Origin of the sequence: Actinomadura bangladeshensis (genome assembly GCF_004348335.1) — a bacterium.
Lineage (GTDB): Bacteria > Actinomycetota > Actinomycetes > Streptosporangiales > Streptosporangiaceae > Spirillospora > Spirillospora bangladeshensis.
The window spans coordinates 14,188-38,425 of sequence record NZ_SMJW01000008.1; the positions used below are offsets into that span (position 1 = coordinate 14,188).

19 protein-coding genes are annotated in these 24,238 nt (G+C 72.5%); 6 read left to right on the plus strand and 13 right to left on the minus strand.

Annotated features, from left to right (window positions below):
- Position 1 precedes the first annotated feature (1 nt).
- Genes E1284_RS03095 through E1284_RS03110 form a run of 4 tightly spaced genes read right to left on the minus strand, consistent with a single transcriptional unit; the run spans position 2 to position 4,044 of the window.
- Positions 2-268: an acyl carrier protein gene (locus tag E1284_RS03095; protein ID WP_131936811.1), complete on the minus strand. Its 267-nt coding sequence runs from the start codon at positions 266-268 to the stop codon at positions 2-4.
- Positions 255-1,511 (minus strand): ketosynthase chain-length factor, encoded by a 1,257-nt coding sequence (locus E1284_RS03100; protein ID WP_131936813.1) that lies wholly within the window; start codon positions 1,509-1,511, stop codon positions 255-257. Before E1284_RS03100 ends, E1284_RS03095 begins: the two co-directional genes overlap by 14 nt.
- The gene (locus E1284_RS03105; RefSeq protein WP_131936815.1) at positions 1,508-2,779 is read right to left on the minus strand and encodes a beta-ketoacyl-[acyl-carrier-protein] synthase family protein; all 1,272 of its coding nucleotides are present in this window, start codon (positions 2,777-2,779) and stop codon (positions 1,508-1,510) included. Before E1284_RS03105 ends, E1284_RS03100 begins: the two co-directional genes overlap by 4 nt.
- Before the next feature lie 56 nt (positions 2,780-2,835).
- Positions 2,836-4,044: a nucleotide disphospho-sugar-binding domain-containing protein gene (locus E1284_RS03110; protein WP_131936817.1), complete on the minus strand. Its 1,209-nt coding sequence runs from the start codon at positions 4,042-4,044 to the stop codon at positions 2,836-2,838.
- 195 nt (positions 4,045-4,239) lie between these two features.
- Here E1284_RS03110 and E1284_RS03115 point away from each other — a divergent pair, with 195 nt between their 5' ends.
- A complete protein-coding gene (locus tag E1284_RS03115; RefSeq protein WP_131936819.1) occupies positions 4,240-6,045 on the plus strand; it encodes an ABC transporter ATP-binding protein in 1,806 nt (601 codons plus the stop codon).
- Complete coding sequence (locus E1284_RS03120) at positions 6,032-6,940, plus strand: NAD-dependent epimerase/dehydratase family protein (protein WP_131936821.1); 909 nt, start codon at positions 6,032-6,034, stop codon at positions 6,938-6,940. Before E1284_RS03115 ends, E1284_RS03120 begins: the two co-directional genes overlap by 14 nt.
- Here the strand turns inward: E1284_RS03120 and E1284_RS03125 are convergent, their stop codons facing one another.
- The 4 genes from E1284_RS03125 to purB all read right to left on the minus strand — a co-directional run bounded on the left by E1284_RS03125 (position 6,941) and on the right by purB (position 11,568).
- Positions 6,941-8,515, minus strand: coding sequence for an alpha/beta hydrolase (locus E1284_RS03125; RefSeq protein ID WP_207923527.1), 1,575 nt, complete (start codon positions 8,513-8,515; stop codon positions 6,941-6,943).
- Positions 8,516-8,671: 156 nt separating this feature from the next.
- The gene (rfbA, locus tag E1284_RS03130; RefSeq protein ID WP_131936823.1) at positions 8,672-9,541 is read right to left on the minus strand and encodes a glucose-1-phosphate thymidylyltransferase RfbA; all 870 of its coding nucleotides are present in this window, start codon (positions 9,539-9,541) and stop codon (positions 8,672-8,674) included.
- Between the two features lie 355 nt (positions 9,542-9,896).
- A complete protein-coding gene (locus E1284_RS03135) occupies positions 9,897-10,298 on the minus strand; it encodes a GNAT family N-acetyltransferase (protein ID WP_131936825.1) in 402 nt (133 codons plus the stop codon).
- Complete coding sequence (gene purB / locus E1284_RS03140; RefSeq protein WP_131936827.1) at positions 10,282-11,568, minus strand: adenylosuccinate lyase; 1,287 nt, start codon at positions 11,566-11,568, stop codon at positions 10,282-10,284. Before purB ends, E1284_RS03135 begins: the two co-directional genes overlap by 17 nt.
- Positions 11,569-11,903: 335 nt before the next feature.
- On the opposite strand from purB, the gene E1284_RS03145 reads away from it, so the two are divergent.
- From E1284_RS03145 to E1284_RS03160, 4 genes are read left to right on the plus strand one after another with little or no spacing between them, the layout of a single operon-like run.
- Entirely contained in the window at positions 11,904-13,217 is a 1,314-nt protein-coding gene (locus tag E1284_RS03145) for an amidase (protein WP_207923529.1), read from the plus strand.
- Between the two features lie 2 nt (positions 13,218-13,219).
- Positions 13,220-14,716, plus strand: coding sequence for a glutamine synthetase family protein (locus E1284_RS03150; RefSeq protein WP_131936829.1), 1,497 nt, complete (start codon positions 13,220-13,222; stop codon positions 14,714-14,716).
- Between the two features lie 29 nt (positions 14,717-14,745).
- On the plus strand, positions 14,746-15,081 hold the full coding sequence (locus E1284_RS03155; RefSeq protein WP_131936831.1) for a 4Fe-4S dicluster-binding protein: 336 nt from the start codon (positions 14,746-14,748) through the stop codon (positions 15,079-15,081).
- Positions 15,078-16,955 carry a hypothetical protein gene (locus E1284_RS03160; protein ID WP_131936833.1) on the plus strand — a complete coding sequence of 626 codons (1,878 nt, stop codon included), beginning with the start codon at positions 15,078-15,080 and terminating at the stop codon, positions 16,953-16,955. Before E1284_RS03155 ends, E1284_RS03160 begins: the two co-directional genes overlap by 4 nt.
- A gap of 55 nt (positions 16,956-17,010) precedes the next feature.
- Here the strand turns inward: E1284_RS03160 and E1284_RS03165 are convergent, their stop codons facing one another.
- From E1284_RS03165 to E1284_RS03190, 5 genes are read right to left on the minus strand one after another with little or no spacing between them, the layout of a single operon-like run.
- Positions 17,011-17,751, minus strand: coding sequence for an antibiotic biosynthesis monooxygenase family protein (locus E1284_RS03165; RefSeq protein WP_131936835.1), 741 nt, complete (start codon positions 17,749-17,751; stop codon positions 17,011-17,013).
- A 13-nt stretch (positions 17,752-17,764) separates the two neighbouring features.
- Positions 17,765-19,279 carry an FAD-dependent monooxygenase gene (locus E1284_RS03170; protein ID WP_131936837.1) on the minus strand — a complete coding sequence of 505 codons (1,515 nt, stop codon included), beginning with the start codon at positions 19,277-19,279 and terminating at the stop codon, positions 17,765-17,767.
- Positions 19,266-20,729, minus strand: coding sequence for an FAD-dependent monooxygenase (locus E1284_RS03175; protein ID WP_131936840.1), 1,464 nt, complete (start codon positions 20,727-20,729; stop codon positions 19,266-19,268). Before E1284_RS03175 ends, E1284_RS03170 begins: the two co-directional genes overlap by 14 nt.
- Positions 20,726-23,185, minus strand: a complete 2,460-nt coding sequence (locus E1284_RS42865) for an FAD-dependent monooxygenase (protein ID WP_243714217.1) — start codon at positions 23,183-23,185, stop codon at positions 20,726-20,728. Before E1284_RS42865 ends, E1284_RS03175 begins: the two co-directional genes overlap by 4 nt.
- Positions 23,175-24,209, minus strand: a complete 1,035-nt coding sequence (locus tag E1284_RS03190) for a methyltransferase (RefSeq protein ID WP_131936842.1) — start codon at positions 24,207-24,209, stop codon at positions 23,175-23,177. The genes E1284_RS42865 and E1284_RS03190 overlap by 11 nt, the downstream gene beginning before the upstream one ends.
- Positions 24,210-24,238 lie beyond the last annotated feature (29 nt).

Here is a 24,238-nt window from a genome sequence, read left to right on the forward strand (position 1 = left end):
CTCAGGAGGCTTCGCGGGCGAGCCGCGCGTTGACGGCCTCGATCAGGGCCCGCGGCGTGGTCGAATCGAGCAGCGTCTCGTCGTCCAGCTCGACGCCGAACTCCCGCTCGATCCGGCCGCCGGTCTCCAGGACGGCCAGCGAGTCGTAGCCGAGCTGCGCGAGATCGGTGTCCACGGTGTCGGCTCGGACGCCGTCGCCGTCGGTCGCGCCCGAAGCCTCGTGCAGGATGCGACGGAGATCCGTGATGGTGAATTCACCGAATGCCATTGCGGCCCCTTTCCCTCGGTCCGTTCCAGTCGATGGATCGCAGGACGACCGCGGAGTTGAAGCCGCCCTGCCCGCGCGCCAGGACGACGGCCGCGGCCACGGGCGCGCGCCGCGGCCGCGCGGTCACCAGGTCGATGTCGTACTCGGGCGCGAGGACGACGTTCGCCGTCGGCGGGATCAGTCCCGACCGCATGGCGAGGAGGGCGGCGGCGACGTCCAGCGGGGCGCCGCCGGATCCGAGCCGGCCCGTCATGGTCTTGGGCGCGGTGACCGGCACCCGGCGGGGCCCGAAGACCCCGGTGATCGCCGCCGCCTCGATCCGGTCGAGTTCCGGGAGGCCGGCACCGTCGGCGAAGACGACGTCGATCTCGTCCGGCGCCAGGCCCGCGTCGTCCAGCGCGATCTCGATCGCCCTCCGCAGCCCCGGCTCCCGCCCGCTGCCCGGCCTGGGGTCGAACGTGGCCCCGTACCCGCAGATCTCGCCGTAGCCGCGGGCCGCGCCGCGCCGGCGGGCGGCCGCGAGGTCCTCGATGATCACCAGTGCGCCGCCCTCGCCCGGCACGTGCCCGGCCGCGTCGGCGTCGAACGGGAGGTAGGCCCGCTCCGGCCGCTCGCTGGTGCTCAGCCTGCCGCCGGCGAGCTGGGCCACCCATCCCCACGAGCAGATCGACGCGTCGATGCCGCCGGACACGACGAGGTCGGTGCCGTCGCGGACCAGGCGGCGCGCCTGCGCTATGGCGTCCAGCCCGCCCGCCTGGTCGCTGACCAGCACGCCGCTGGGGCCGCGCAGGCCGTGCCTGATCGAGATCTGGCCGGTGTTGACCGCGTAGAACCAGGCGAAGGACTGGTAGGCGCTGACGTACTGGCCGCCTTTGCTCCACAGGTTCTGGAGTTCGCCCTGGCCGAACTCGAAGCCGCCGCACGAACTGGCGGTCACCACGCCCATCCCGAACTCCGGCATGTCCCGCGTACGCACACCGGCGTCGGAGAGCGCCTGGTCCGAGCACACCAGGGCGAGCTGGGTCATCCGGTCGGTCTGCGGGATGAGCCTGCTCGGGAGGTGCTCCGCGGCGTCGAACCCGGACACCTCTCCGGCGAGCTTCGCCGGATACCGCCGCGGATCGAATCGCGTGACGCGGCCGATGCCGCTCTTACCGCTGCAGGTGGCGGTCCAGTAATCGGTCGCGCCGAATCCGTTCGGGGCTACGACGCCGATTCCGGTCACCACGGCTCTGGGGGTCATGCCGGCGCCCTGCCGGGACGGGTCAGGACCATCGCGCTCTGGAAACCGCCGAAACCGCTGCCGACCGTGAGCACGGTGTCGGTCCGCCAGTCGCGCGCCGTGACCGGCACGTAGTCGAGGTCGCATTCGGGATCGGGCTCGTGCAGGTTCGCTGTCGGGGGCACCACGTTGTTCTCCATGGCCAGGACCGAGGCGGCGATCTCTATCGAGCCGATCGCACCGAGGGAGTGGCCGACCATCGACTTGATGGAGCTGATCGGGGTACGGCGGGCGTGCTCGCCGAGGCTGCGCTTGAACGCGGCGGTCTCATGCCGGTCGTTCTGCTTGGTCCCCGAGCCGTGCGCGTTGATGTAGTCGACGTCCCGCGGGTCCATCCGCGCCCCGGCCAGCGCCGCGCGGATGGCCTCGGCCATCTCGCGGCCGTCGGGGCGCAGCCCGGTCATGTGGAAGGCGTTGCTCCGGGTGGCGTATCCGGCGATCTCGGCGTACACGCGGGCGCCGCGGCGGCGCGCCGCGCCCAACTCCTCCAGGACGAACATCGCCGCGCCCTCGCCGAGCACGAAGCCGTTGCGGGTCCGGTCGAACGGCCGGGAGGCGTGCTCGGGATCGTCGTTGCGCGGCGTGGTCGCCCTGATCGCGTCGAAGCAGGCCACCGTGATCGGCGAGATCGGCGCGTCGGTGGCACCGGCGATCATCACGTCCGCCGCACCGTCGCGGATCAGCCCGGCCGCGTAGCCGACCGAGTCCAGCCCCGAGGTGCAGCCGGTGGACACCACGGTGGCGGGCCCCTCGGCGCCGGCCGACCAGGCGACCTCGGCCGCGAACGAACTCGGCACGAAGTAGCCGTACAGGTGGGGCACGGCGTACTCGTGGTCGACGAGGTCCAGCCGGCCGCCGTCGCTGACCACCCGGTACTCCTGGTCCAGGCCCATCGTGGCGCCGACGGCGCTGCCCACCGACACCCCGGTGCGATGGGGCGGGACGCCGCCGAGGTCCAGCCCGCTGTCGTCCACCGCCTCCCGCGCGGTGACGACCGCGAACTGCGCCGCCCGGTCCATGCGGCGCGTCTCCTGCGGTCCCAGGCCGTGCTCCCAGGCGTCGAAGTCCGCCTCGGCCGCGACCCGGGACCGGAACCCGGCCGGGTCGAAGAACGTGATGCCGCGGGTCGACGTGCGGCCCGCGCTGAGCAGGTCCCAGAACCTCTTGACCCCGATTCCTCCCGGCGCCAGCACCCCGATCCCGGTGATGGCCACCCGCCGACCGCTCACACCGGCCCCCCGTCGTCGCACCTTGTCGCCATGACGATCTCCAGCCGCGGACGCCGCTAGCGGGAGGCCAGCGCTTCCAGCATCGGGACGACCTCGGCCGGCGTCGGCTGGGCCGCCATCTCCGCGGCGAGCGACCTCGCCCGTTCGGCGTAGCGCGGCTCGTCGAGGATCTCCCGGCAGGCCGCGGCGATCACCTCGCCCGGGTCCCTGCCCGGCTCCTGCTCCCGCGGCCACAGCGCCTTGGCCGCGCCGAATCCGCCGAGGGACCGCGCGCAGGTGTCGCGGTGGTAGTCCGGCTTGCCCTCGGGGATGATCAGCTGCGGCACGCCGGCGGCCAGCAGCGTCAAGATGGTGGTCGTACCGCCGTGGTTGACGACCAGGTCGCAGGTGGGGGCGACCGCGTCCAGCGGGATCCAGCCGACGCGGACATCGCCCGCCTCCCGGCTGAACCCCTCGGCGGCCGGGATGCGGTCGGGGATCCGGTGCTCGGTCAGGTCCCGGTTGCCCGGGGAGGCGGCGACCAGCACATCGGCCCCCATCCCGGTCAGCTCGGTCACCAGCCGCGGCATGGACCATCCCCCGTCGTGGAACATCAGGCCGCGGCTGCCCGAGGTGATCAGGATGCGGCGGCGCCCCTCCGGGCGGGTGTACATCCAGCGCTCGAGGCGGCGCTGCGGGTTGCTCGGGATCCAGCGCAGCGGCTGCGCGGGGGGTGCGTCCGCCGGCCGCAGCGACGGCGGCGTGGCGTCGAGCAGCAGGTCGGGCCGCGGCAGCGCGTCCAGCCCGAGCCGCTCCAGCTCGGGCCGCAGCTCCTCCTCGGCGCCCGCGTCGATGCGCGCCACCGGGATCTCGTTCTCGATATGGCGCACGTACGGGATCTTGAGGCGGGCTCCGAGCAGCATCGCCGAGAAGGCCAGCGCGCTGCCCACGATCAGGTCCGGGGCCCAGTCCTCGGCCAGCCGCCGCAGCGCCTCCCCGCCGGCCAGGGCCATCTTCGCGAAGCCGTGGCCCTGCGCGAGCATCTGCTCGTCCGCCGGCATCGGCACGTACTGCCGGGGCTTTCCGGAGAGGGGCACGCCCATGAACGTCCGGAGCGGTTCTTCGGTGAAGCAGAACGTGGGGAGTCCGATGGATTCCGCGGTCTTCACCCACGGCTCGTGCACGGCCAGCATGACCTCGTGCCCGGCGTTCCGCGCCGCCGTCACCAGTGGGGCCACCGAATAGTAGGTCGGCGAGGAGCCCGTGACGATGTACAGGATTTTCATGGCAGACCAAACTGTAGGAATAACGCTGCCGACTTGCTCTCGGACCGTTCTACCCTGAGCCGCCGGCCTTCTCAAAGCGTTCAAATTGCGCCGTTCAACCGGGCGGCTCCGTTCGACTGCGTCATATCCACAGTCGAACGGACATGCTGAATACTCCCGATAGCGAGCGACGATGCGGAACGATGGGAGGAATTCTTGAGCACCGCCGAATCGACGACCGCGAACCCGCACGTTCCCTTGCGGCGCATCGCCCGGCTGTTCCGGCCGTACCGGTGGAGCCTGCTGTTCGTCGGGGTCCTCGTCGCCGCCTCGGCGCTGGTCTCGCTCGGTTACCCGTTCCTGCTCCGCGAGATCATGGACGTGGCACTGCCCCAGGGGCGGACCGGCCTGCTGACCGTCCTCGTCCTCGGCATGGTCGCCGTGTCGATCGCCAACACCGCGTTGACGGTCTGGCAGATCTACGCCTCCGCCAAGGTCGGCCAGCGCGTCATGCACGACCTGCGCACCGCCGTCTACGCGCACCTGCAGCGCATGTCGCTGGCCTTCTTCACCCGGACCCGCACCGGCGAGGTGCAGTCCCGCATCGCCAACGACATCGGCGGGATGCAGGCGACGGTCACGACCACCGCGACCACGCTCGTCTCGAACGCGACGATCGTCGTCGCCACCGTCATCGCCATGGTCGTCCTCGACTGGCGGCTCACGATCGCGACGCTGGTCATGATGCCCGGCTTCGTCTGGGTGAGCCGCAACGTCGGGAGCGAGCGCCGCGGCATCACCCGCGACCGGCAGCAGCAGCTCGCCGTGCTCTCCTCGATCGTGCAGGAGTCGCTGTCGGTGAGCGGCATCCTGCTCGGCCACACCATGGGCCGCAAGCGGTCGCTGACCGACACCTTCGCCGACGAGTCCGGCAGGCTCCTGGAGATCGAGGTCCGCGCGACCCTGGCGGGCCGCTGGCGGCAGTCCGCGATCCAGATCATCATGGCCTCGATGCCCGCGGTGACCTACTGGGTCGCCGGGCTGGCCGGCCCGGGCGACCACATGGCGGTCTCCCTCGGCTCGCTGATCGCGTTCACCACCCTGCAGGTGAACCTGTACCGGCCGGCGGTGCAGCTCCTGGACGTCGGGGTGGACCTGCAGAGCTCGCTGGAGCTGTTCGGCCGGATCTTCGACTACCTCGACATGCCCGTCGACCTGGCCGAGCCGGCGCACCCCGTCGCCCCCGCGCGGCTGCGCGGGGAGCTGCGCCTCCAGGACGTCTCCTTCCGCTACCCCGGCGCCGAACGTCCCATCCTCGACGGCATCGACGTGACCGTGCCCGCCGGGCGCAGCCTCGCGATCGTCGGTGAGACCGGCTCCGGCAAGACCACCCTCAGCTACCTCATCCCCCGGCTGTACGACGTGACCTCCGGCCGGGTGACGATCGACGGCGTCGAGGTGCGGGACATGTCCTTCGACACGCTCGCCGCCGCGGTCGGCGTGGTCTCCCAGGAGACCTACCTGTTCCACGCCTCCGTCGCCGAGAACCTGCGGTTCGCCAAGCCCGACGCGACCGACGAGGAGCTCGTCGCGGCGGCCGGGATCGCGCACATCCACGACCACCTGATGTCGCTGCCCGACGGGTACGACACCGTGGTCGGCGAGCGCGGGTACCGGTTCTCCGGCGGGGAGAAGCAGCGCCTGGCGATCGCGCGCGCGGTCCTGCGCGACCCGCCCGTCCTCGTCCTCGACGAGGCCACCAGCGCCCTCGACACGCAGACCGAGCTGGCCGTCCAGGAGGCCGTCGACGCGGCGAGCGCCGGCCGCACCACGATCACGATCGCGCACCGGCTGTCCACGATCCGGGACGCCGACGAGATCGTCGTCCTGGACTCCGGCCGGATCGCCGAACGCGGCGCCCACGACGAACTGCTCGCCCTCGGCGGCCGCTACGCGGCGCTCGTCAACCGCGACGCCGACACGGCCGAAGCCCTGACGGACGGTGCGCATGCCTCTCCATGACCGAAGCGACGACCGCGCCCGGCACCCGCTCACCGCCGGGCCGGCGCCCAAGCGGGTGCTGCTGACCGGCGCCACCGGACGGGTCGGCGGCCGGATCGCCCCGCTGCTGCTGCATCGCGGCGACCAGGTGCGCGTCCTCGTCCGCGACACCGCACGGGGCGGTCCGCTCGCGGCCCTCGGGGCGGAGGTGGTGGGCGGCGACCTGTGCGATCCCGCCGCGCTGCGCCGAGCGGTCGACGGGATGGACGCCGTGGTGCATCTCGGCGCCGCGACCGGACGCGACGCCACCCCGGAGCGGATGGCGTCGGTGAACCGGGACGGTGCCGCCGCGCTCGCCCGGGCCGCGTTGCGCGCGGGAGCGGCCCGTTTCGTCTTCGCCAGCACGTACTTCGTCTACGGCCCTGGGCGCGGACGTCCCGCGGACGAGGACGACGCCCTGAAGCCGCAGGGCGTCTACCCGAGCAGCAAGGCGGCGGCCGAGGAAGCGCTGCAGGACCTGTACCAGCGCGACGGGCTGGGACTGCGCGTGCTGCGGTTCGCCCTGGTGTACGGCTACGGGGACCCGCACCTGGCCGAATCCGCGGCACGGATCCGGACGTGGCCGGCGCACCGGCGCCTCCACCTCGTGCATCACGCCGATGCCGGGCAGGCCGTGCTGCGGGCCCTGGACGCCGACGGCGTGGACGGACGCGCCTTCAACGTCGGCGACGACGCGCCGGTCACGGCCGCCGAGGTGCTCCGGCTGCACGGGCGGCCGCTCGACCCGGCGGCGGCGGACCGGCCGCTCGACGACCCGTGGGCGGGCATCGTGGACACCACCCGGATCCGCGCGGACCTCGGCTTCCGGCCCGTGTTCCCGACCGTCTACACCGCCTGGAGCGCGGGCGCCTGGTGATCAGGACCCGGCCGCCGGCTCCGGTGCCGGGTTGGCCTCGCAGGAGGCGTCGACGCCCTTCCGGGATGCCGGACGGGTTCCGTCCTTCAGGTAGGCGATGACGTAGCCGTTCATGCACGGGTTGCCGTTGGGCGACAGGGCCGTGCCGTGGAAGTTGCCGCCGCGTTCCAGCACCAGCCGGGAGTTCGGGAAGAGCCTGTGCACCTCGTAGGCGCCGGCCGCCGGGGTCACGGCGTCGTTCTCGCCCTGCGCCACCAGGATGTTCACGCCGCGGTGGCCGACCTTCTGCGGCTTGGCCGCGGGGACCGGCCAGAAGGCGCAGGGTGCGTTGTACCAGGCGTTGCGCCAGGTGACGAACCGCGTGCCCCGGTCGTACTGGCGGCGGTGGTCCTTGAGCCAGCGCTTCCAGCCGCGCGGCCACGCGGCGTCGCGGCACTGGATCGCGGTGGTCATCGCGTAGGTGTTCTGCCCGGGGTAGTCGACCGGGCCCCAGCTGTTGCGCAGTCCCGTCGGGTCCTTGCGCAGCACCCAGTCCGCCAGCACCTGCGCGTGGAACGTCCAGGTGTAGGTCCGGTAGGCGTTGATCTGGAAGATGTCGCCGTACTCCGCCGGCCCGATCGTCCCGTCGACCGGCGCCTCGCGGAGCAGGTCCATGCCCTTGTAGTAGTTCGCCTCGACCTCGGCGGCGGTGGCGCCCAGATGGTAGACCGAATCGTGCTCGGCGACCCAGGAGAAGAAGATGTCGGCGCGCTTCTCCAGTGCCGTGTTCTGGTCCAGGACGGCCCGGTACCCGACACGGCTGGGGCCGACCACGCTGTCGAGCACCATCCGGCGCACCCGGTTCGGGAACATCGAGGCGTAGACCGAGCCCAGGTACGTGCCGTAGCCGTAGCCGACGTAGCTGAGCTCGTCCTGCCCGAGAGCGGCCCGGATCAGGTCCAGGTCACGGGCGGTGGCCTTGGTGCTGAGGTGCTTGAGCACGTCGCCGTACTTCTCGCCGCAGCTCTCGGCGAACGAGCGGGCCTTGGCCAGCCACGCCCGCTCGTCGGCGGCGGTGCGCGGCACGTAGTCCGGCCGGGCGTGGCCCGGGTAGAGGAAGTCGGGATCGCAGGCGACCTTCGGTTCGCTCGCCCCGACGCCGCGCGGGTCGAAGCCGATCCAGTCGTAGGTGGCGCCGACCGCCGCCGGCAGCCCGGTCGAGCCGCCGGCGAACCGGGCGGACAGGTCCCGTCCGATGGCGACCGGCCACTGGCCGCGGTTCAGCAGCGCGATGCCCTGGTACTGCGCGTCCGGCGCGGTGTGCCGGGCCCGGGTCAGCGCCAGGGCGATCTTCCTGCCGCCGGGGCGGTCGTGGTCGAGCGGCACCTGGAGCGAGCCGCATTCCAGCCCCTTGAGGTAGCCGCCCATGATCGGGTCGTCGTCCGGGCAGGGCGTCCAGGCGATGCCCCCGGCCGCTTCCCGCGGTGCCGGTGATGCCGCAGGTGCCGGCGATGCCGCCGCCGCGGCCCCCGGTACCGAGACGACCGCACCGGCCAGGCCGAGCCCGGCCGCTGCCGCGATCACTGTGCGCTTCATACGATTCCCCTCGTCGTGCGCGGCCCCGCCGCGCACCCCCGATATCGCGCGCTGCGAAACAATCACGGCCTCGCCGGAGGGTGCAGTACCTCACGCGATGAGGTTGTCGAATCGTGACTTTTCGCCCAAAAATAGACCCGATATCGCCGATTTCGGTCAGCCGGATTCGGCCACTTCCATGATGTACCGGCCATAGTCCGACTTCGCCTGCCTGCTGCCGAGCCGGTAAAAGGCGTCCCGGTCGATGTATCCCAGGCGCCAGGCGATTTCCTCGACGCAGGCGATCCGCACCCCCTGCCGGTGCTCGAGCACCTGCACGTACTGCCCCGCCTCCATGAGGGCGTCGTGGGTCCCGGTGTCCAGCCAGACGTAGCCCCGGCCAAGCTGGATCAGCGTGGCCTCGTCCCGCTCCAGGTAGATCCGGTTGACGTCGGTGATCTCCAGCTCCCCGCGCTCGGAGGGCCGCAACCGCCCGGCGATGTCCACCACCCGGTTGTCGTAGAGGTAGAGCCCCGTGATCGCCAAGTTGGTCCGCGGCCTGGCCGGCTTCTCCTGGATCGACACGAGCCTCCCCTGCTCGTCCACCTCGCCGATCCCGTACCGCTCCGGGTCCCGCACCGGGTGGCCGAAGAGCACGCAGCCCTCGACGTTGCGCGCGGCCCGGTGGAGCAGCGTGCCGAAGCCCGCGCCGTGGAAGATGTTGTCGCCCAGGACCAGGGCGACGGAGTCGTCTCCGATGTGGTCCGCGGAGACCAGGAACGCGTCCGCGAGCCCTCTGGGCTTGTCCTGCTCCGCATAGCTCAGCGAGATGCCGAGCGACGAGCCGTCCCCGAGGAGTCTGCGGAACGCGTCCAGGTCGTCCGGTGAGGAGATGATCTGGATCTCGGTGATGCCCGCGAGCATCAGCACCGACAGCGGGTAGTAGATCATCGGTTTGTCGTAGACCGGAAGCAGCTGCTTCGAAATGCCGAGCGTGATCGGGTGCAGCCGCGTCCCATGGCCTCCGGCGAGGATGATTCCTTTCACCGCATGCCTCCTGCCCGAGAGAATGCCCGCCCCTTGATCGCCTTCCACGTCACATAGTGGCGGGCCGGCCGAGCGGCAGGCATCTTCTAAGGTGCTTTTTCGCCATTTGCCCGGCCGTACTCAAGTGGGCATCGATCCTTTTGCGAGAGCAGCCACACAAAGTGGCCATGACCGGTTCCCCCTCACGAATGGCAAGTGACGAGGATGCGAAAGTCGCGGTTCAAGTCGGCCCTGCGGTCCGTACTGGCACACGTCGGCGAAGGTCTGATGTGGACGGGGACCTTCTGGGCCGGGCCGATGTGGACCGATGCGCCTGCGGACGAGCCGGAGCGGGAGGCGCCGAGGGAAGGCGCCGCTACGGATTCAGCACCCAGGCGGAATGGTGCCGGGTGAAGCCGATGTGCGGGTAGTAGTCGGTGGCCGCCGGCGCCGACAGCAGCACGATCTTGGCCTGCGGCGCCTCTTTCCGCGTCGCGTCGATGAGGGCCCTGCCGATACCGGTCCGCTGGTACGGCCGGCTGACCGCGATATCGGACAGGTACGTGACGTAGGAGAAATCCGAGACACTGCGAGCGATGCCGACCAGCGCGCCGCCGACGCGGCAGGTGACGACCAGGTTGGCGTTGCGCACCATCGCCGCCATTCGTTCGACGTCCGCCACCGGGCGCCGTTCGCCGAGCCCCGAGGACCGGTAGACCTCCAGGACGTCGTCCAACTCCAGGGCGGCCCCGTTCTCCCGCTCAATCTCCCATGTCACGAAGAGCGTCCAATCGCTTGAGGATCACATCATGATGGACAAGGAAGCGTTCCGGCCCTAGCGGGCCGGTCTCGATTCCCTCGGCCCTGAGCAGCGTCTCGAGATCCGCAGCGCCGGACAGGGCTCCGTTCGCGGCGGCCTGGACCGCCCGGTAGGCGCGTTCGCGCTCGGTGCCGCTCTCCAGCAGATCGGCCAGCACCGCCGAACTGAACGCCAGGCCGCCGGTCCGGTCGATCGCGGCGCGCATCCGGTCCGGGAACACCTCGAGCGCCGCCACCAGGTCCGCCGCCGCGGTCGTCTGGTAGTGCGCGACGATCATCGCGTCCGGGACGACGACCCGCTCGACCGACGAGTGCGACAGGTCGCGCTCGTGCCACAGCGCCACGTTCTCCAGCATCGTCCCCGCGTGGCCGCGCAGCAGCCGGGCCAGCCCGACCAGGCGCTCGCTGGTCGTCGGATTGCGCTTGTGCGGCATCGCGCTCGACCCCTGGTAGCCGGCCGTCCGGCTCTCCTCCACCTCGCGGACCTCGCTGCGCGACAGCAGCCGCACCTCGGTGGCGATCTGCTCGACGCACGCGCCGAGCGCGGCCACCGCCTGCAGCAGCTGGGCGTGCCGGTCGCGGGCCACGACCTGGCTGGGCGCGGGCTCCACGCCCAGGCCGAGCTCCGCGCACACGTACTCCTCGACGAAGGGGTCGATCAGCGCGTAGGTGCCGACCGACCCGGAGATCGTGCCCACCGCCACCTCGGTGCGCGCCGCCTCCAGCCGCCGCACGGAGCGGTCGATCGCGAAGGCGAACCCGGCGAGCTTGTGGCCGAACGTCGTGGGCTCGGCGTGCATCCCGTGGGTCCGCCCGATGCACACGGTGTCCCAATGGCCGGCCGCCTTGTCGGCCAGCACGCCGCGAAGCCGCCGCGCCGCCCGGAGCAGGACGTCGCAGGCGCGGGCGAGGGTGTACCCAAGGGCCGTGTCCACGAGGTCGTAGCTCGTCATGCCCAGGTGCACCCACCGGGCGGAGTCGTCGGGGACGTCCTCGCAGAAGGCCGCGAGAAAGGAAAGGATCTCGTGGTCGCGCTCGCGCTCGAATTCCGCCACGCGCTCCGCCGACGGCACCTTGGCGCGCCGGATGTCGGCCAAGGCGCTTTCGGGTATCCGGCCGAGCGTCGCCTGCGCCTGAGACGCCAGGACCTCCACCTTGGTCCAGGTGGCGTAGCGCGCCTGATCCGTCCACAGATCTGCCATCTCCGGCAGCGAATAGCGGGATATCATTTCCGTCCCTTCGCTGGATCAGTTCTACCGAAGGATAAGCACGAGCGGCGCCCGGGGCATAGCGGCCGTCGCCGACTTCTTCGTCCGTGCGGTCCGTTCAACTGCCGATTCGGCTCGGTTGAACCAGCCGGACGGGGCGGGCGGCGGGCACTCTTTCTCCGACCTTGCCCCCGAGCCCCGTCCTTGCCGGTCCAGCACTTGCACGGCGCTTTGCCGTGTCATCTAGTAGTCCCGTGCCAGTCACCGATGTCGCAAGCAATAGACAGCCGATCCACCAAGGTATTCGAGAGACAACGCAGTCCTTTCTCCGCGGCCGTTCGACCGTCACCGAGCACGTGCGGTCCGTGCTCGCGGCCATCGGTGCCTCGGACGCCGAGCTCGGCGCGTTCGTCACGGTCGCCGGCGACCGCGCGCTCCGGGAGGCGGCGGAGGCGGACCGGCTCATCGCCGGGCTCGGCGAGGCCGCCTTCCGCGACCGGCCGCTGCTCGGCGTGCCGGTGGCGGTCAAGGACCTCATCCAGACGCAGGACCTCCCCACGCGGCGGGGGTCGCTGCTGCCGAACCGGCGCCCCGCGGTGGACGCCCCCGCGGTGGCCCGCCTCCGCGCCGCGGGCGCGATCGTGGTGGGCAAGACGGCGACCTCGGAGCACGGGTGGAGCGCCAGCACGGTGAGCCGGGTGGCCGGCCCCACCCGCAACCCGTGGGCCCTCGGAAGGACCGCCGGGGGGTCGAGCGGCGGATCCGCCGCCGCCGTGTCGGCGGGCCTGTGCACCGCGGCGCTCGGCACCGACGGCGCGGGCTCGATCCGCATCCCCGCGGCGTTCTGCGGCGTGGTCGGGTTCAAGCCGTCCGCCGGCCGGGTTCCCTACGTCCCCCCGTGCGCCGAGGGGCTGGCGCACGTCGGGCCGCTCGCGCGCAGCGTGGCCGACGCCGCGGCGCTCACGTCGCTGCTGGCCGGCCCCGACCACCGCGACCCGGACTCGGTGACCGGCCCGCCCGCGCTCAGGACGGGGCCCGTCTCCCTGCGCATCGGCTGGATCGAGTTCCCCCGGACGTCCGGTGAGGTCCGCAGGGCCACCGAGGACGTCCTGCCGGTGCTGACCGGGCTGGGACACCGCGTCGAGCGCATCGACGTCCCGTTCCCCGACCCGTACGCCGCCCTGGTGGACATCCTCGCCACCGCCGAGGCGAGCGGCACGTCGCCGGCCGACGAGCAGTGGTGCGACGAAGGCCGGCTCGCGGTCGTGCGCCATGGCCGCTCCCTGAGCGGCACGGCGGTGCTGCGCGCCGAGGAGGTGCGGCTCGCGCTGCGGGCGACGCTGGGCGCGGTAATGGACCGGTACCACCTGCTGGCCATGGCGACCGTCCCCGTCGAGCCGTTCGCCGCGGACGCGATCGCCCCGCCGTGGGCGGCCGACCCGGACGACCTGCTGTGGCTCGCGTGGTCGCCCGCGACCTACCCGTTCAACATCACCGGCCAGCCGGCCCTGTCCCTTCCCGTCGGCGTCACGCCCGGCGGACTCCCGGTGGGGCTGCAACTCGTCGGCCGGCTCGGCGACGACGACCTGGTGCTGGCCGTGGCCGGACGCGTCGAGGCCGAACTCGGCCGCGCCTTCGTCCCGGCCGGCCCGACAGCGGAAAGAGAGTGATCATGTTCTCCAGGCCATGGCCCCGGCCCGGCGGCGAGAGCGGCGTCGGCCGCCCTTCGTTCGTCGCCGAGTTCGGGCTCTGGGACGACCGGCAGGCCGCCGCGGCGGAGCGGATCGAGGTGGAGCTGGACGAGATCGACCTCGTCCGGGTCGTGTTCTGCGATCCGCACGGGTTGGCCCGGTCCAAGACGGTGCCCGCGGACGTGTTCCGGACAGTGCTGCGCAACGGCATGGACTTCAGCCCCGGGCCGTTCCTGTTCGACACCGGCCATGCCGTGGCCGTCGATTTCCTCGCCGACTCCGGCGTCGGGGTCGGTGAGCTTCGCGGCGCGGGCGATTTCGTGCTCGTCCCGGATCCGCGCACGTTCCAGGTCCTGCCCCGGACCGAGTCCAGGACCGCCTGGGTGCTCGGCGACGAGTACCTGCGGGACGGCACGCCGCACCCGCTCGCGTCCCGCGGCGTGCTGCACCGTGTGTGCGCCGAGTACGCCCAGCACGACCTGGCCCCGGTCATCGGGCTGGAGGTCGAGTGGTACCTCACGCGCCTTTCGGGCGGGCCGCCGGGGAACGCGGGCAACGGATTCGGCCTGCAGGGAGCCGCGCCGGCGGTGGAGGCGGTGAACTCCGGCTACCAGTTCAATCTCGACGGCCACTACGACTCGGTGGCCGAGGTCGCGGACCCGCTGGCCGCGATGCTCATGGCACTCGGCCTGCCGCTGCGCACGATGGAGCACGAGTCCGGCCCCGGGCAGCTCGAGACGACCTTCGCGCCCATGCCGGCCCTGGACGCCGCCGACGCGATGCTGCTGTTCCGCACCCAGGTGAAGCAGTTCTGCAGGCGGCGCGGCTTCCACGCGTCCTTCATGACGCTGCCGCGCCTGGACGGCTTCGACTCCAGCGGCTGGCATCTGCACCAGTCCGTCACCAGCACGAAGACGAACCTCAACGTGTTCGCGGCGGGCGGCGGCACGGCGGACGCGATCTCCCCCGAGGGGGAGTCCTATGTCGAGGGCCTGCTGGCGCGGGCGCGGGAGTTCTGCCTGCTGTCGGTCCCGACGGTGAACGGCTACCGGCGGCTGGCTCCGGAGTTCCCGCTGGCCCCCACCGGCGTCGACTGGCGCTTGGAGGACCGCAGCGCCATGGTCCGGGTGCTGAGCGGCGACGCCGCGACCCACGTCGAGAACCGGATCGGGGAGCCGTGCGCGAACCCCTACCTGGTCATCGCCTCCCAGCTCTCCGCCGGCCTGGAGGGCCTGCTCTCCGGCCTCCCCGCCGAACCGAACGCCCATCCGGCGCTGCCGCGGTCGCTGCGCGAGGCGCTGAGCGCCTTCGGCGCGAGCCGGCGTGCCGAGGAACTGCTCGGCACGCCGCTCCGGACGTGCCTGGCGAAGCTGAAGGAGAGCGAGGCGTCGCGGTTCGAGACCTGGTGCGCGGCGGAGCGTCCCGCCGGCGGCGAAGTCACCGACTGGGAGCACCGCGAGTACTTCGGTGCCTTCTGACCGACGATGAGGAAGCTGAGGAGGACGACATGCCGTGGGCGAAAGACGCTCCTTCGGCGGCCGGGGCCGAACGCGCCGAACGGATCGCGCGGCGGTCCCGCGCCGAGAACTGGCGGAAGCCGCCGCGCCGCATCGAGACGTCGGAATGCATCACCTGCGACCGGTGCCTGCGCAACTGCCCGCCCGAATTCGGGGCGATCCTCGATCGCGGACTCGACGTCGTGATCGTCCCCGAACTGTGCTCCGGCTGCCCGGTGTGCGTGATGGTCTGCCCCGTCGACTGCATCTACGTGGACGAGCAGTGGACACCGACGCCCGACCGGCTGTGGGACCACCTCGGCCTGATGGCCGGAGGATCGCCATGAGCGCGCCCACCGAGCGGGGCGCCGCGCCGTCCCGCAAGGCCGCGCTGGCGAAGGCGCGGCAGAGCCGGCGGCCCAGCCGGCTCGGGCAGCGGGCCGGGACCGCCGGCAAACCGGACTACCCGGTGGCCGAGGACGCCGGGTTCCCCGGGCTGCTCAAGCGCACCTGGCGGCGGGCTGCCGCCGCGGACGACCTGCCCGCGGCCGTGGACGCGCTGCTGACGCTCGCCGGCCACGTCCCCGCCGACATCCAGCTGCGCGCGCTGCCCGTCCCGGCCGAGTGCGCGCTGAAGGTCCTGTTCGGCAGGTCGTGGCGGGAAGACGGCCGGACCGCCGATCCGGCCGGCACCGCGGAGGCGGCGTTCCTCGGCGAGATCGGGCTGAGCACCAGCGGCCGCGTCCTCGTGCGCGTCCCGTCGGAAGGCCCGCTGTCCCCCGACGGCCTCGTGGGCGGCGTGCTGCGCGTGCCATGGTCCGCGCGGCAGCTGTCGGACTACCGGGCCGAACTGGCCCGTGCCGCCGAACGGCTGCGCGCGTCGGTCGCCGACTGCCGCGCGTGGCTCGCGGCGGCTGGACCGGGCGGCCGCCAGGACATGCTGGACGACCTCAAGGAGGCGGCCCTGCGGACGGCGCCGTTCGTGCTGTACTCCGGGGACCGCCAGTACACCAACTTCCGGGACCGCAACACGCTGACCGGTAAGACGCTTCGGCCGGGGCACCCGGACTGCGCGCTCAGCAGCCTGGCGGGCGTACCGCTCGAACTGTGGTCCGACAGCGACGTGCTGATGGTGGTCTGCCTGACGCTGCTGGTGCGGTCGGTGGGGTTCGCCCGGATCGAGGAGGCCAACGGGACGCAGCTCACCACCGAGCATGTGGCCCACCTGCTCGAACGGACGCGGGTGGCGTACAACGGCGTTCCCGGCGGGCGGCGGGTGCCGCCGGCGGCCTCGGCCCGGGTCGCGGCGCTGAGCGACCTGGCGGAGGCGGTCGCCGCACGCCGCCGGGAGATCACCACCAGGGTCAGGCTCTACCGCGAGATCCACGGCCCGCTGATGCACAAGATCGAACGCATCGCGGGGGCGCCCGCCGGCGGCGCGCGGCGGCTGGAGGCCGACCTCTGCGCGCGCGTACGCGACCGGCTCCCGGTGGCGGGCGGCACGCTCGGGGAGCTGGGCGCCGCGATCGAGGCGTCGCCCCGCTGGCTGGCCGAGCCGCGCGGCGAGTTCGGCACGGGCCTGGAGTCCCTGGTCTACGAGACCGTGCGCGCGGCGACGGCGGCGTTCGGCGCCGACTGCGCGATGAGCCGCGGCATGCGGTCGCTCACGGCACTGGTCGAGGCGCTGCGCGGGCGCAAGTGGGCCGAGATCGCCGGCTGGGACATGCCGCACTTCTTCTGCTGCGTGGTGCCCGCGCCGCAGGCCCGGCGCCACTTCGGGGACTCGCCCGCGCACCTGGCCGACACCGCGTGGTCGATCTCCGCGCGCATGCAGTACAACTCGTGGCACTTCCTGGCCGGCAACCTCCCGAAGGTTCCCGAGGTCAAGGCCCGCGACTACTTCGTGCCGCCCACCATCTCCGACATCGCCCACCACTCCGACCAGCACCACCACGGCCACGTCGCCGCCAAGGTGCGGTACAGCGTCCGCAGCCCGCAGGCGGTGGACGTGCTCGGCCGGACCTTCAACGGGTTCGTCGACCTGCGGCTGCTGCGCTGCGAAGGGCGGCCGTTCGACGAGCAGGACCTGCTGGCCGCCGACCGCGCCTCGGCCTTCATCGCGAAGGCCACGGGCCTCGCCGCGGCGCTCGCCGCCGAGGGCGCGGACATCGAGGTCACGGCGTTCGACACCCGGTGGCACTGGGAGAAGATCGCCCGGTAGGGCAGAGCCCGCGGCCCCCGGCCGGAGAGGCCGGGGGCCGCGGGCTCTTCCAGGGTCAGGCCACCGTGGGCTGCGGCGCCGAGCGGGAGTGCACGACCTGGTAGGCGTTCCAGTCGACGGCGGTCGTCAGGGAGTTCCGCCTGTCCTGGGACTTGCGGCGGGCGGCCGGCTGCTCGTCCTCGTCCTGCGCCCGGAACGCGTCGTAGGACTCCTTGCCGTCCCACTGCGAGTAGACCACCACGAAGTCGTTGTCCGAACCGATGGCCTCAAGGTCGCCGTCGCTGGCCGGACCGCGGGACCGGATGCCCCGCAGCACGTTCCGCGAGCGGTAGCCCGGCACGTCCACCAGCCAGTCGTGGGCGGCGCCCAGCACGGCGATCAGCTCGGTCTGGTCGGAGGGCTCCACCCCGAGGATCTCGATCACCGTGTAGTCGTCGCGCTCGGGCGAGATCTCGGTGGCATCGCCCTGCGCGGGGTGGCGCCGGCTCACCTCCACCTCGGTCTGCATCAGCCGCATGAACGTCGTGATCTCGTGGAACACCGGCACCGTGCGGTGCTTGAACTCCGCACCCGCGTACCTGGACTCCAGGTCCTGCGCGCCCCGCCACTGGATGAAGTTCGCGGTCCCCGGGTCCGCCAGGCCCCGGTGGACGGTGCTGGAGATCCAGCCGGGGAACGCCGCGGTGTCGACGATGGCCCGCATCTCCCGGACCAGCCGGTCGACTCGTCGGGGCGTGTCCGTCTTGAACAGGTTGATGACCGTCAGGTACCCGTCTTCGGGATTGATGAAGGGCATGCTTCTCGCATCCTCAGGTGGCTGTGGCGACGGCCGCGGCGGACGCCGCGGCCTGATGACCGTCGTGCGGCTGCCCGAACCACCGGGTCAGGGCGTCGGGCAGGCCCGCGTCCCCGGAACCGGCGGAGCCGATCCAGGCGATGTAGCCGTCCGGCCGTACCAGCACGGCGTCGACGTCCGCGAGAGCCCCGGCCGGACGGTCGCCGGCGGTGACGACATCGATCCGGTCGGTCCACGGCCCGGCGGCGGCGCGCAGCCCGTCGTCGCCGCCAAGGTCGAAGAGGACGCCGCGTCCGGCGGACAGGTGCTGGAAGGCGCTCTCCCGGCCGGCGGCCAACTCGACGTCGGGCAGCCGGCGGCCGAGCAGCGGATGGTCGCCCGGCCCGACGTCGTACCGGATGTCCAGGCCGGTGACCATGCCGACCAGCAGCTTCTGGACCTCCTCGTAGGCCAGCAGCTCGGCCATGACCTCGCGCATCGGGTCCATCTCGTCGCCGCCGAGGTACAGGATGCGCTGGGCGAGGGTGTTGGCCAGGATGCGGGCGCCCACGGGATGCCGCTCGTCGTGGTAGGTGTCCAGCAGGCCGGCCGGCGCGTGCCCGCCGATCGCGGCGCCGAGCTTCCAGCCCAGGTTCACGGCGTCGCCGATGCCCGCGCTCATCCCCTGGGCACCGACCGGCAGATGGATGTGGGCGGCGTCGCCCAGCAGGAACACCCGTCCCCGGCGGTACCGCGCGGCCTGCCGGGCGGCGTCGGTGGTCCAGCTCGTCCACAGCGGGGTCCCGCCGCTGATGTCCTCGCCGGTCAGCCGGTTCAGCGCGGCGGCGACCTCGCCGAAGGCCGGCGCGCCCTCGCCCTGGCGCGCCATGCCCCGCTCGTACACGATCACGCGCTGGATCTCCGGGCCCAGCGGCAGGACCATCACCATCCCGCCCGGCACGCGCTCGCCGGAGAAGCGCGGCCGCAGACCGCAGCCCTTCACGTCGGCGAACCACATCTCGATCGTCGGATCCGTGCCCGGGAAGTCGACGCCGGCCATCTTGCGGACGTCGCTCCGGGCGCCGTCGCAGCCGGCCACGTAGCGTGCGCGCAGGCGTTTCGGCCCCTCCGGTGTGACGACGTCCAGCTCGACGCCGTCGTCACCGGCATGGAGCCCGGTGACCTCGTGCTCCCGGTGGACCACCGCTCCCAGCCCGCGGGCCCACTCCGCCAGCAGCCCCTCGGTGAGCGACTGGGGCTTCCCCCGGGCGCCGTAGGAGCCGCCCTCCAGTACCCGGAAATCGATGGGCAGCCCGCCGAAGTGACCGAACGGGATGGTCTCCAGGTCACCGAAGCGCGGCAGCAGCCCGCGCTGGTCGAACTCCTCGATGGCGCGGGCGGAGAAGCCGAGCGCGCGCGACTGCCTCATCGGCTCGGCGAGCCGCTCCAGCACGATGGTCTCGGCTCCCGCCAGGCGCAGCTCGCCCGCGAGCATCAGTCCGGTGGGGCCCGCCCCGACCACGATGACATCGGCGTCAAAACTCTGCATTGGCCGTGCTTCCTTCCGCTCGCAGCAGCTTCCCGACCGCCAGGTCCAGGTCTTCCTCGCCGTCATCGGCCCAGGCGACGTAGCCGTCGGGCCGCAGGAGGACGGTGGTGATCCCCGGCAGGGAACCCTCTTCGTCGATCGCGTGAATCGTTGGGACGGTGAATCGGCCGAGGCCCTTCAGCGGCTCGACCGACGGTGTGAGCCGCACGAGAACGGGCTCCGTTGCCGCCGTCTCCAGCGGACCCGACTCCGTTCGCAGGCCGAGGCCGGCGATGCGCCGCCCGGTCAGCGCGGAGCCGCCCCCGCCGTACCGGTCGCCGAGATTGGCGGCGAAGGCCGCCAGGTGCATGCGGACCTGCTCCAGGTCGATCAGCTCGGAGAGCACCGCGCGCAGCGGCTCGACCTCGGGGCCGCCGAGCATGAGGAGATCCTGAGCCGCGACATGGGCGAGGACCCGCGCCGCGACCGGATGCCGCTCGTCGTGGTAGCTGTCCAGCAGCCCCGCCGCCGCCCGGCCGTGCACCGTTCCGGCGAGCTTCCAGCCCAGATTGACCGCGTCCTGGAGCCCGACGTTCAACGACTGACCGCCGACCGGCATGTGCCAGTGCGCGGCGTCGCCGGCCAGCAGGACGCGGCCCTGCCGGTAGGTGTCGGCCTGTCCCCGGGCGTTGTCGAAGGAGTCGGTCCAGAGGGCGGTCCCGCCCGAGATGTCCTCGCCGGTCACCTTCTCCCAGAGCCGTGCGACCTCCCCGAACTCCGGCGGCCCGGTGCGTCCGGCCGCGCCGTGGCCGAACGCGTGCACCATCACCCTCGTGACACCGGCGCGCGTCGCCGCCACGGCGAACCCGGCTTCGAGCCGCTCGAACCTGCGGTCGCGGATCTCCAGGCCCGCGACGTCGGCCCGGAGCAGCTCCTTGGTCGCCGGCGCGGTCGACACCGGGAACCCGCGCAGCTCGCGCACGGTGCTGCCGGCGCCGTCGCAGCCGACCACGTACCGCGCGCTGATCCGCAGCTCGCCGCCCTCGGGGCCCTGGACCGTGCAGACGACGTGGTCGGGCAGCTCGGTGATCCCGGTCAGCTCGTGCGCCCGCAGCAGCGTTGCGCCCAGGCGCTCGGCATGCTCGCCCAGGACGGCCTCGGTCCGGTACTGGGGCACCTTCCAGTTTCCTGCGTACGGACTGTCCAGGCCGGACAGGTCGAACCCGAGGCCGGCGAAGTGCGCGCGCGGCTCCCGCGCGGCCTCGGCGAGCAGCCCGCCGAGGCCCCGCTCGTGCAGCAGCTCGGCGGTCAGCGCGGTGAGCTGGCCGGCCCGCGACTCGGTCATCGGGGCGGCCAGCCGCTCCAGGACGACGACCGGCACCCGGGCCCGGCGGAGCTCACCGGCCAGCAGCAGCCCCACCGGCCCGGCGCCGACGATGACGACCCGCGCGGCCGCCCGAGCCGCCGTCACGACGCCGCGCGCCCGCCCGCCGAGCCCTCGGCGTAGGCCTTCGCGGCGTGCAAGGTGACCAGGCTGTTGCCGCTCAGCGCCTTGCGGACGGTCTCCTTCGCGGTCGCCACGTCCGCCCCCGAGCCGAGGACCTCGGCGATGCGCGCCGTGTTGATCCGCACCGTGTGCCGCGATGTCACCGACACGCCGGCCCCGTCGCGCTCCTCGATGAGCCAGCGCCCGGTGTGCAGCGTCATCAGGGCGGGCGTGACGATCTGCTTGTAGACGATGTCGGTGTACGGCCGGCAGACGCGCACGGACCGGGTCGTGTGCGTCGATCCGTCCTTCGTGGTGGTGTCCATCTCGAGGATCTGCAGCCCGGGGGTCTCCTCCTCCAGCGACACCCGCGCGACGTGCGGGAGCCGCTGCTGCCACAGCTGGGCCTCGTTGAGGAAGTCGTAGACGTCCTTGGCACTGCCGTCGACCAGCACCGTGTCTTCGAACGTGAGGAGCCGGTCGGGGCCGCTCAGCTCCACGCTCGTCTTGAGGGCGTTCAGCTCCGCCGTGCTGTTGCGGTCGACCGCCCGGCCGATCCAGTCGAGATCGGCGGGGTCGTCGCCCGCGGCGAAGAAGTCGTGCAGCAGGCGCACCCGGCACTCGGATTCCGAAACGGGCTCGATCACCCATTCGCCGCCCATGCCCCCGACCGGGTGCTGGGACCGCTCCTGGCGGAACGAGACGCTCATCCGCCGCGGGTCGTGCCGGCGCCTGGACGTCCAGGTCTTGGCCTTGCCGTTCGCCGTCGCCCAGATCCGGATCAGCTCGCTGTCGCCGTCCCGGTCCAGGCATTCGGCGTGGACGGTCGGCGGGAAGACCTCCGGCCACCTGCCGACATCCGCGATCAGCTCGTACACCCGCGCGGCGGGAGCGGCGACGCCGACCGCGTGCTCGGTCTCCCGCACTTCGCCCACCTCGCGCACTCCGCTCGTCTCCTTCGCCTCGCTCGCCTCGCTCGCCTCGCCGAACCAGCGCCGCAACGCCGCGGCGAGACCGTCCTCCCCCGGGCCGGTCCAGGCGACGTATCCGTCAGGACGGATCAGCACCGACTCCGTCGCGGCTCCGCCGTCTTCCGGGCCGGCCGGGAAGGCATCGGTCCGGACCAGGTCGACGCGGTCGGACCATCCGGCGGCGCACCGGGCGGTGCCGCCCGAGCCGTCGGCGGTGATCAGGACGCCCCTGGCCGGATGCAGCAGCCGCGCGATCCGGGTGGAGCCGCCATCGGGCAGCCCCAGCTCGCGGTCCGCCATCCGCCCGCCCAGCAGGGGATGGCGTCGCTGCTCGCCGACGTCGTACCGGATGTCGAACCCGCTCACCATGCCGGCCAGATGCCGCGCCACGACCGGGAGCGCCATGAGCTCCCCCATGACGGTGCGCAGCGGCCCGACCGAACTGCCGCTCAGGTTGAGCGTCCCCTGAGCGCGGGTGTTGCGCAGAACCCGCTCCCCCACCGGGTGCCGCTCGCCGTGGTAGGTGTCCAGCAGGGTCTCCGGAGCCCGTCCCGCGACCGTCGCGGCCAGCTTCCAGCCGAGGTTGGCCGCGTCCTGCAACCCGACGCTCATCCCCTGGCCGCCGGCCGGCAGGTGGATGTGCGCGGCGTCCCCGGCCAGCAGCACGCGGCCGCGCCGGTACTCGGTGACCTGGCGTGTGGCGTCGGTGAAGCTGCTCACCCAGCGCGCCCGGCCGCCGTGGATCGACTCGCCCGTCAGCCGCTGCCACGCGTCCGCGACATCGGCGAAGGCCGCCTGGCGGCCCTTGTCCGGCGTGACCCCGTTCTCGCACACGATGATGCGGAAGTAGCCCTCCTCCAGCGGTGCCGCCATGACCATGCCGGTCGGCAGGAGCTCGCCGATCATCCGCGGCCGGATGTCGCAGCCGGTGACGTCGGCGAGGTACATCTCGCGCGTGGCGTCGGAGCCCGGGAAGTCGAAGCCGGCGAGCTTGCGGACGGTGCTCCGGCCGCCGTCGCAGCCCACCAGGTAGCGGGCCCGGTACTCCTCTTCGCCCGCCGGCCCGCGCACGGTCGCGGTGACGCCCTCTCCCGTGCCGTCCAGGCCGGTGAGCTCGTACCCGCGGCATATCCGCGCGCCGAGGTCCCGCGCCCAGCCCTCGAGCATCTCCTCGATCTTGTACTGGGGCGCGCCGTGCACGCCGAAGTACGCGCCTTCGAGCACTCCGAAGTCGAGCGGGATGCCGCCGAAGTGCCCCCGCCTGGTGATCTTGCCGTCGTCCAGTCGGTCCAGCAGGCCGCGCTGGTGGAGCACCTCGGCCGCACGCGCGGTGAATCCGATGCCGCGTGATTCCCAGCTGCGCTCGTCCCGCCGTTCGACCACGGTGACGGTCGCGCCGCCGAGCCGGAGCTCGCCCGCGAGCATGAGTCCGGTCGGGCCCGCGCCGACCACGATGACGTCAGTTTCCATGGGGGATCGCCTCGATGATCGAGACCGGTGAGGTTGTGGGGACCACCCCGGTGACCTTCAGGCCCGCCTTGGCGAACAGCTCGGTGTACTCCGGCAGCGTGCGCTCCTTGGCCCCCAGCAGGAGGAGGAGCCACAGGTCGATGATGTTGCCGATGTGCCGTTCGTTGTTCCCGCCGAGCACGTACTCGATCACGAGCGTCTTTCCGCCGGGGGCGATCGCGTCCCGGACGTTCTTCAGCAGCGTGAGACAGTCGGGTTCGGTGAAGTCGTGCAGGATGTGCTTGAGCACGTAGGCGTCCGCGCCCGCCGGCAGCTTGTCGAAATGGCCGCCGTTCTCGATCCTGACCCGCCCCGCGGCACCGGCCGCCTCGAACACCGGTGGCGCGTCCGCGGTCGCGGCCTCGGAGTCGTACAGCACGCCGTGCGTGCCGGGCGCCTGCGCGAGGATCCCCGCCAGCAGGGTGCCACGCCCGCCGACCACGTCCACGACCGTGCCGAACTGGGAGAAGTCGTACGCCTTGAGCACCGGGTCGGTCTCCGCCCCGGACATGCTGCTCATCCCGTAGAAGAACTCGGCCGCGTAGTCGGGGTTCGCCGTGAGGAACTCGTAGGCCCCCATGCCGCGGAGTTTCGGCAGGTTGGCCTCGCCGCTGCGCACCGAGGCGAGCAGGCCGCCCCACTCCTCCCAGAGCAGCGGGTGGCCCATCAGCATCGCGATGCCGCGCATCGAGTCGGGGGCGTCCTCGCGCAGCGCGTCGGCCATCGGCGTGAGCGCGAACCGCCCGTCCGCCCGCACCGCGAACACCGCATGGCCGGACAGCGTGCGCAGCAGCCGGTACATCGCCTCGGGATCGCAGCCGGTCCGCTTGGCGATCTCGTCCGCGTGCAGCGGTCCGTCGCCGAGGACGTCCGCCACGCCGAGCTTCGCCGCGACAGAGATCGCCTGGGTCAGCACCGCGCCTTGAATCAGATCCAGCAGCGAGTACGCGGCGGACCGGTCCCGCGCCGGGGGCGACGTGGACATGGTTTGCCTCCCGAGAATTGGAGCTCGTG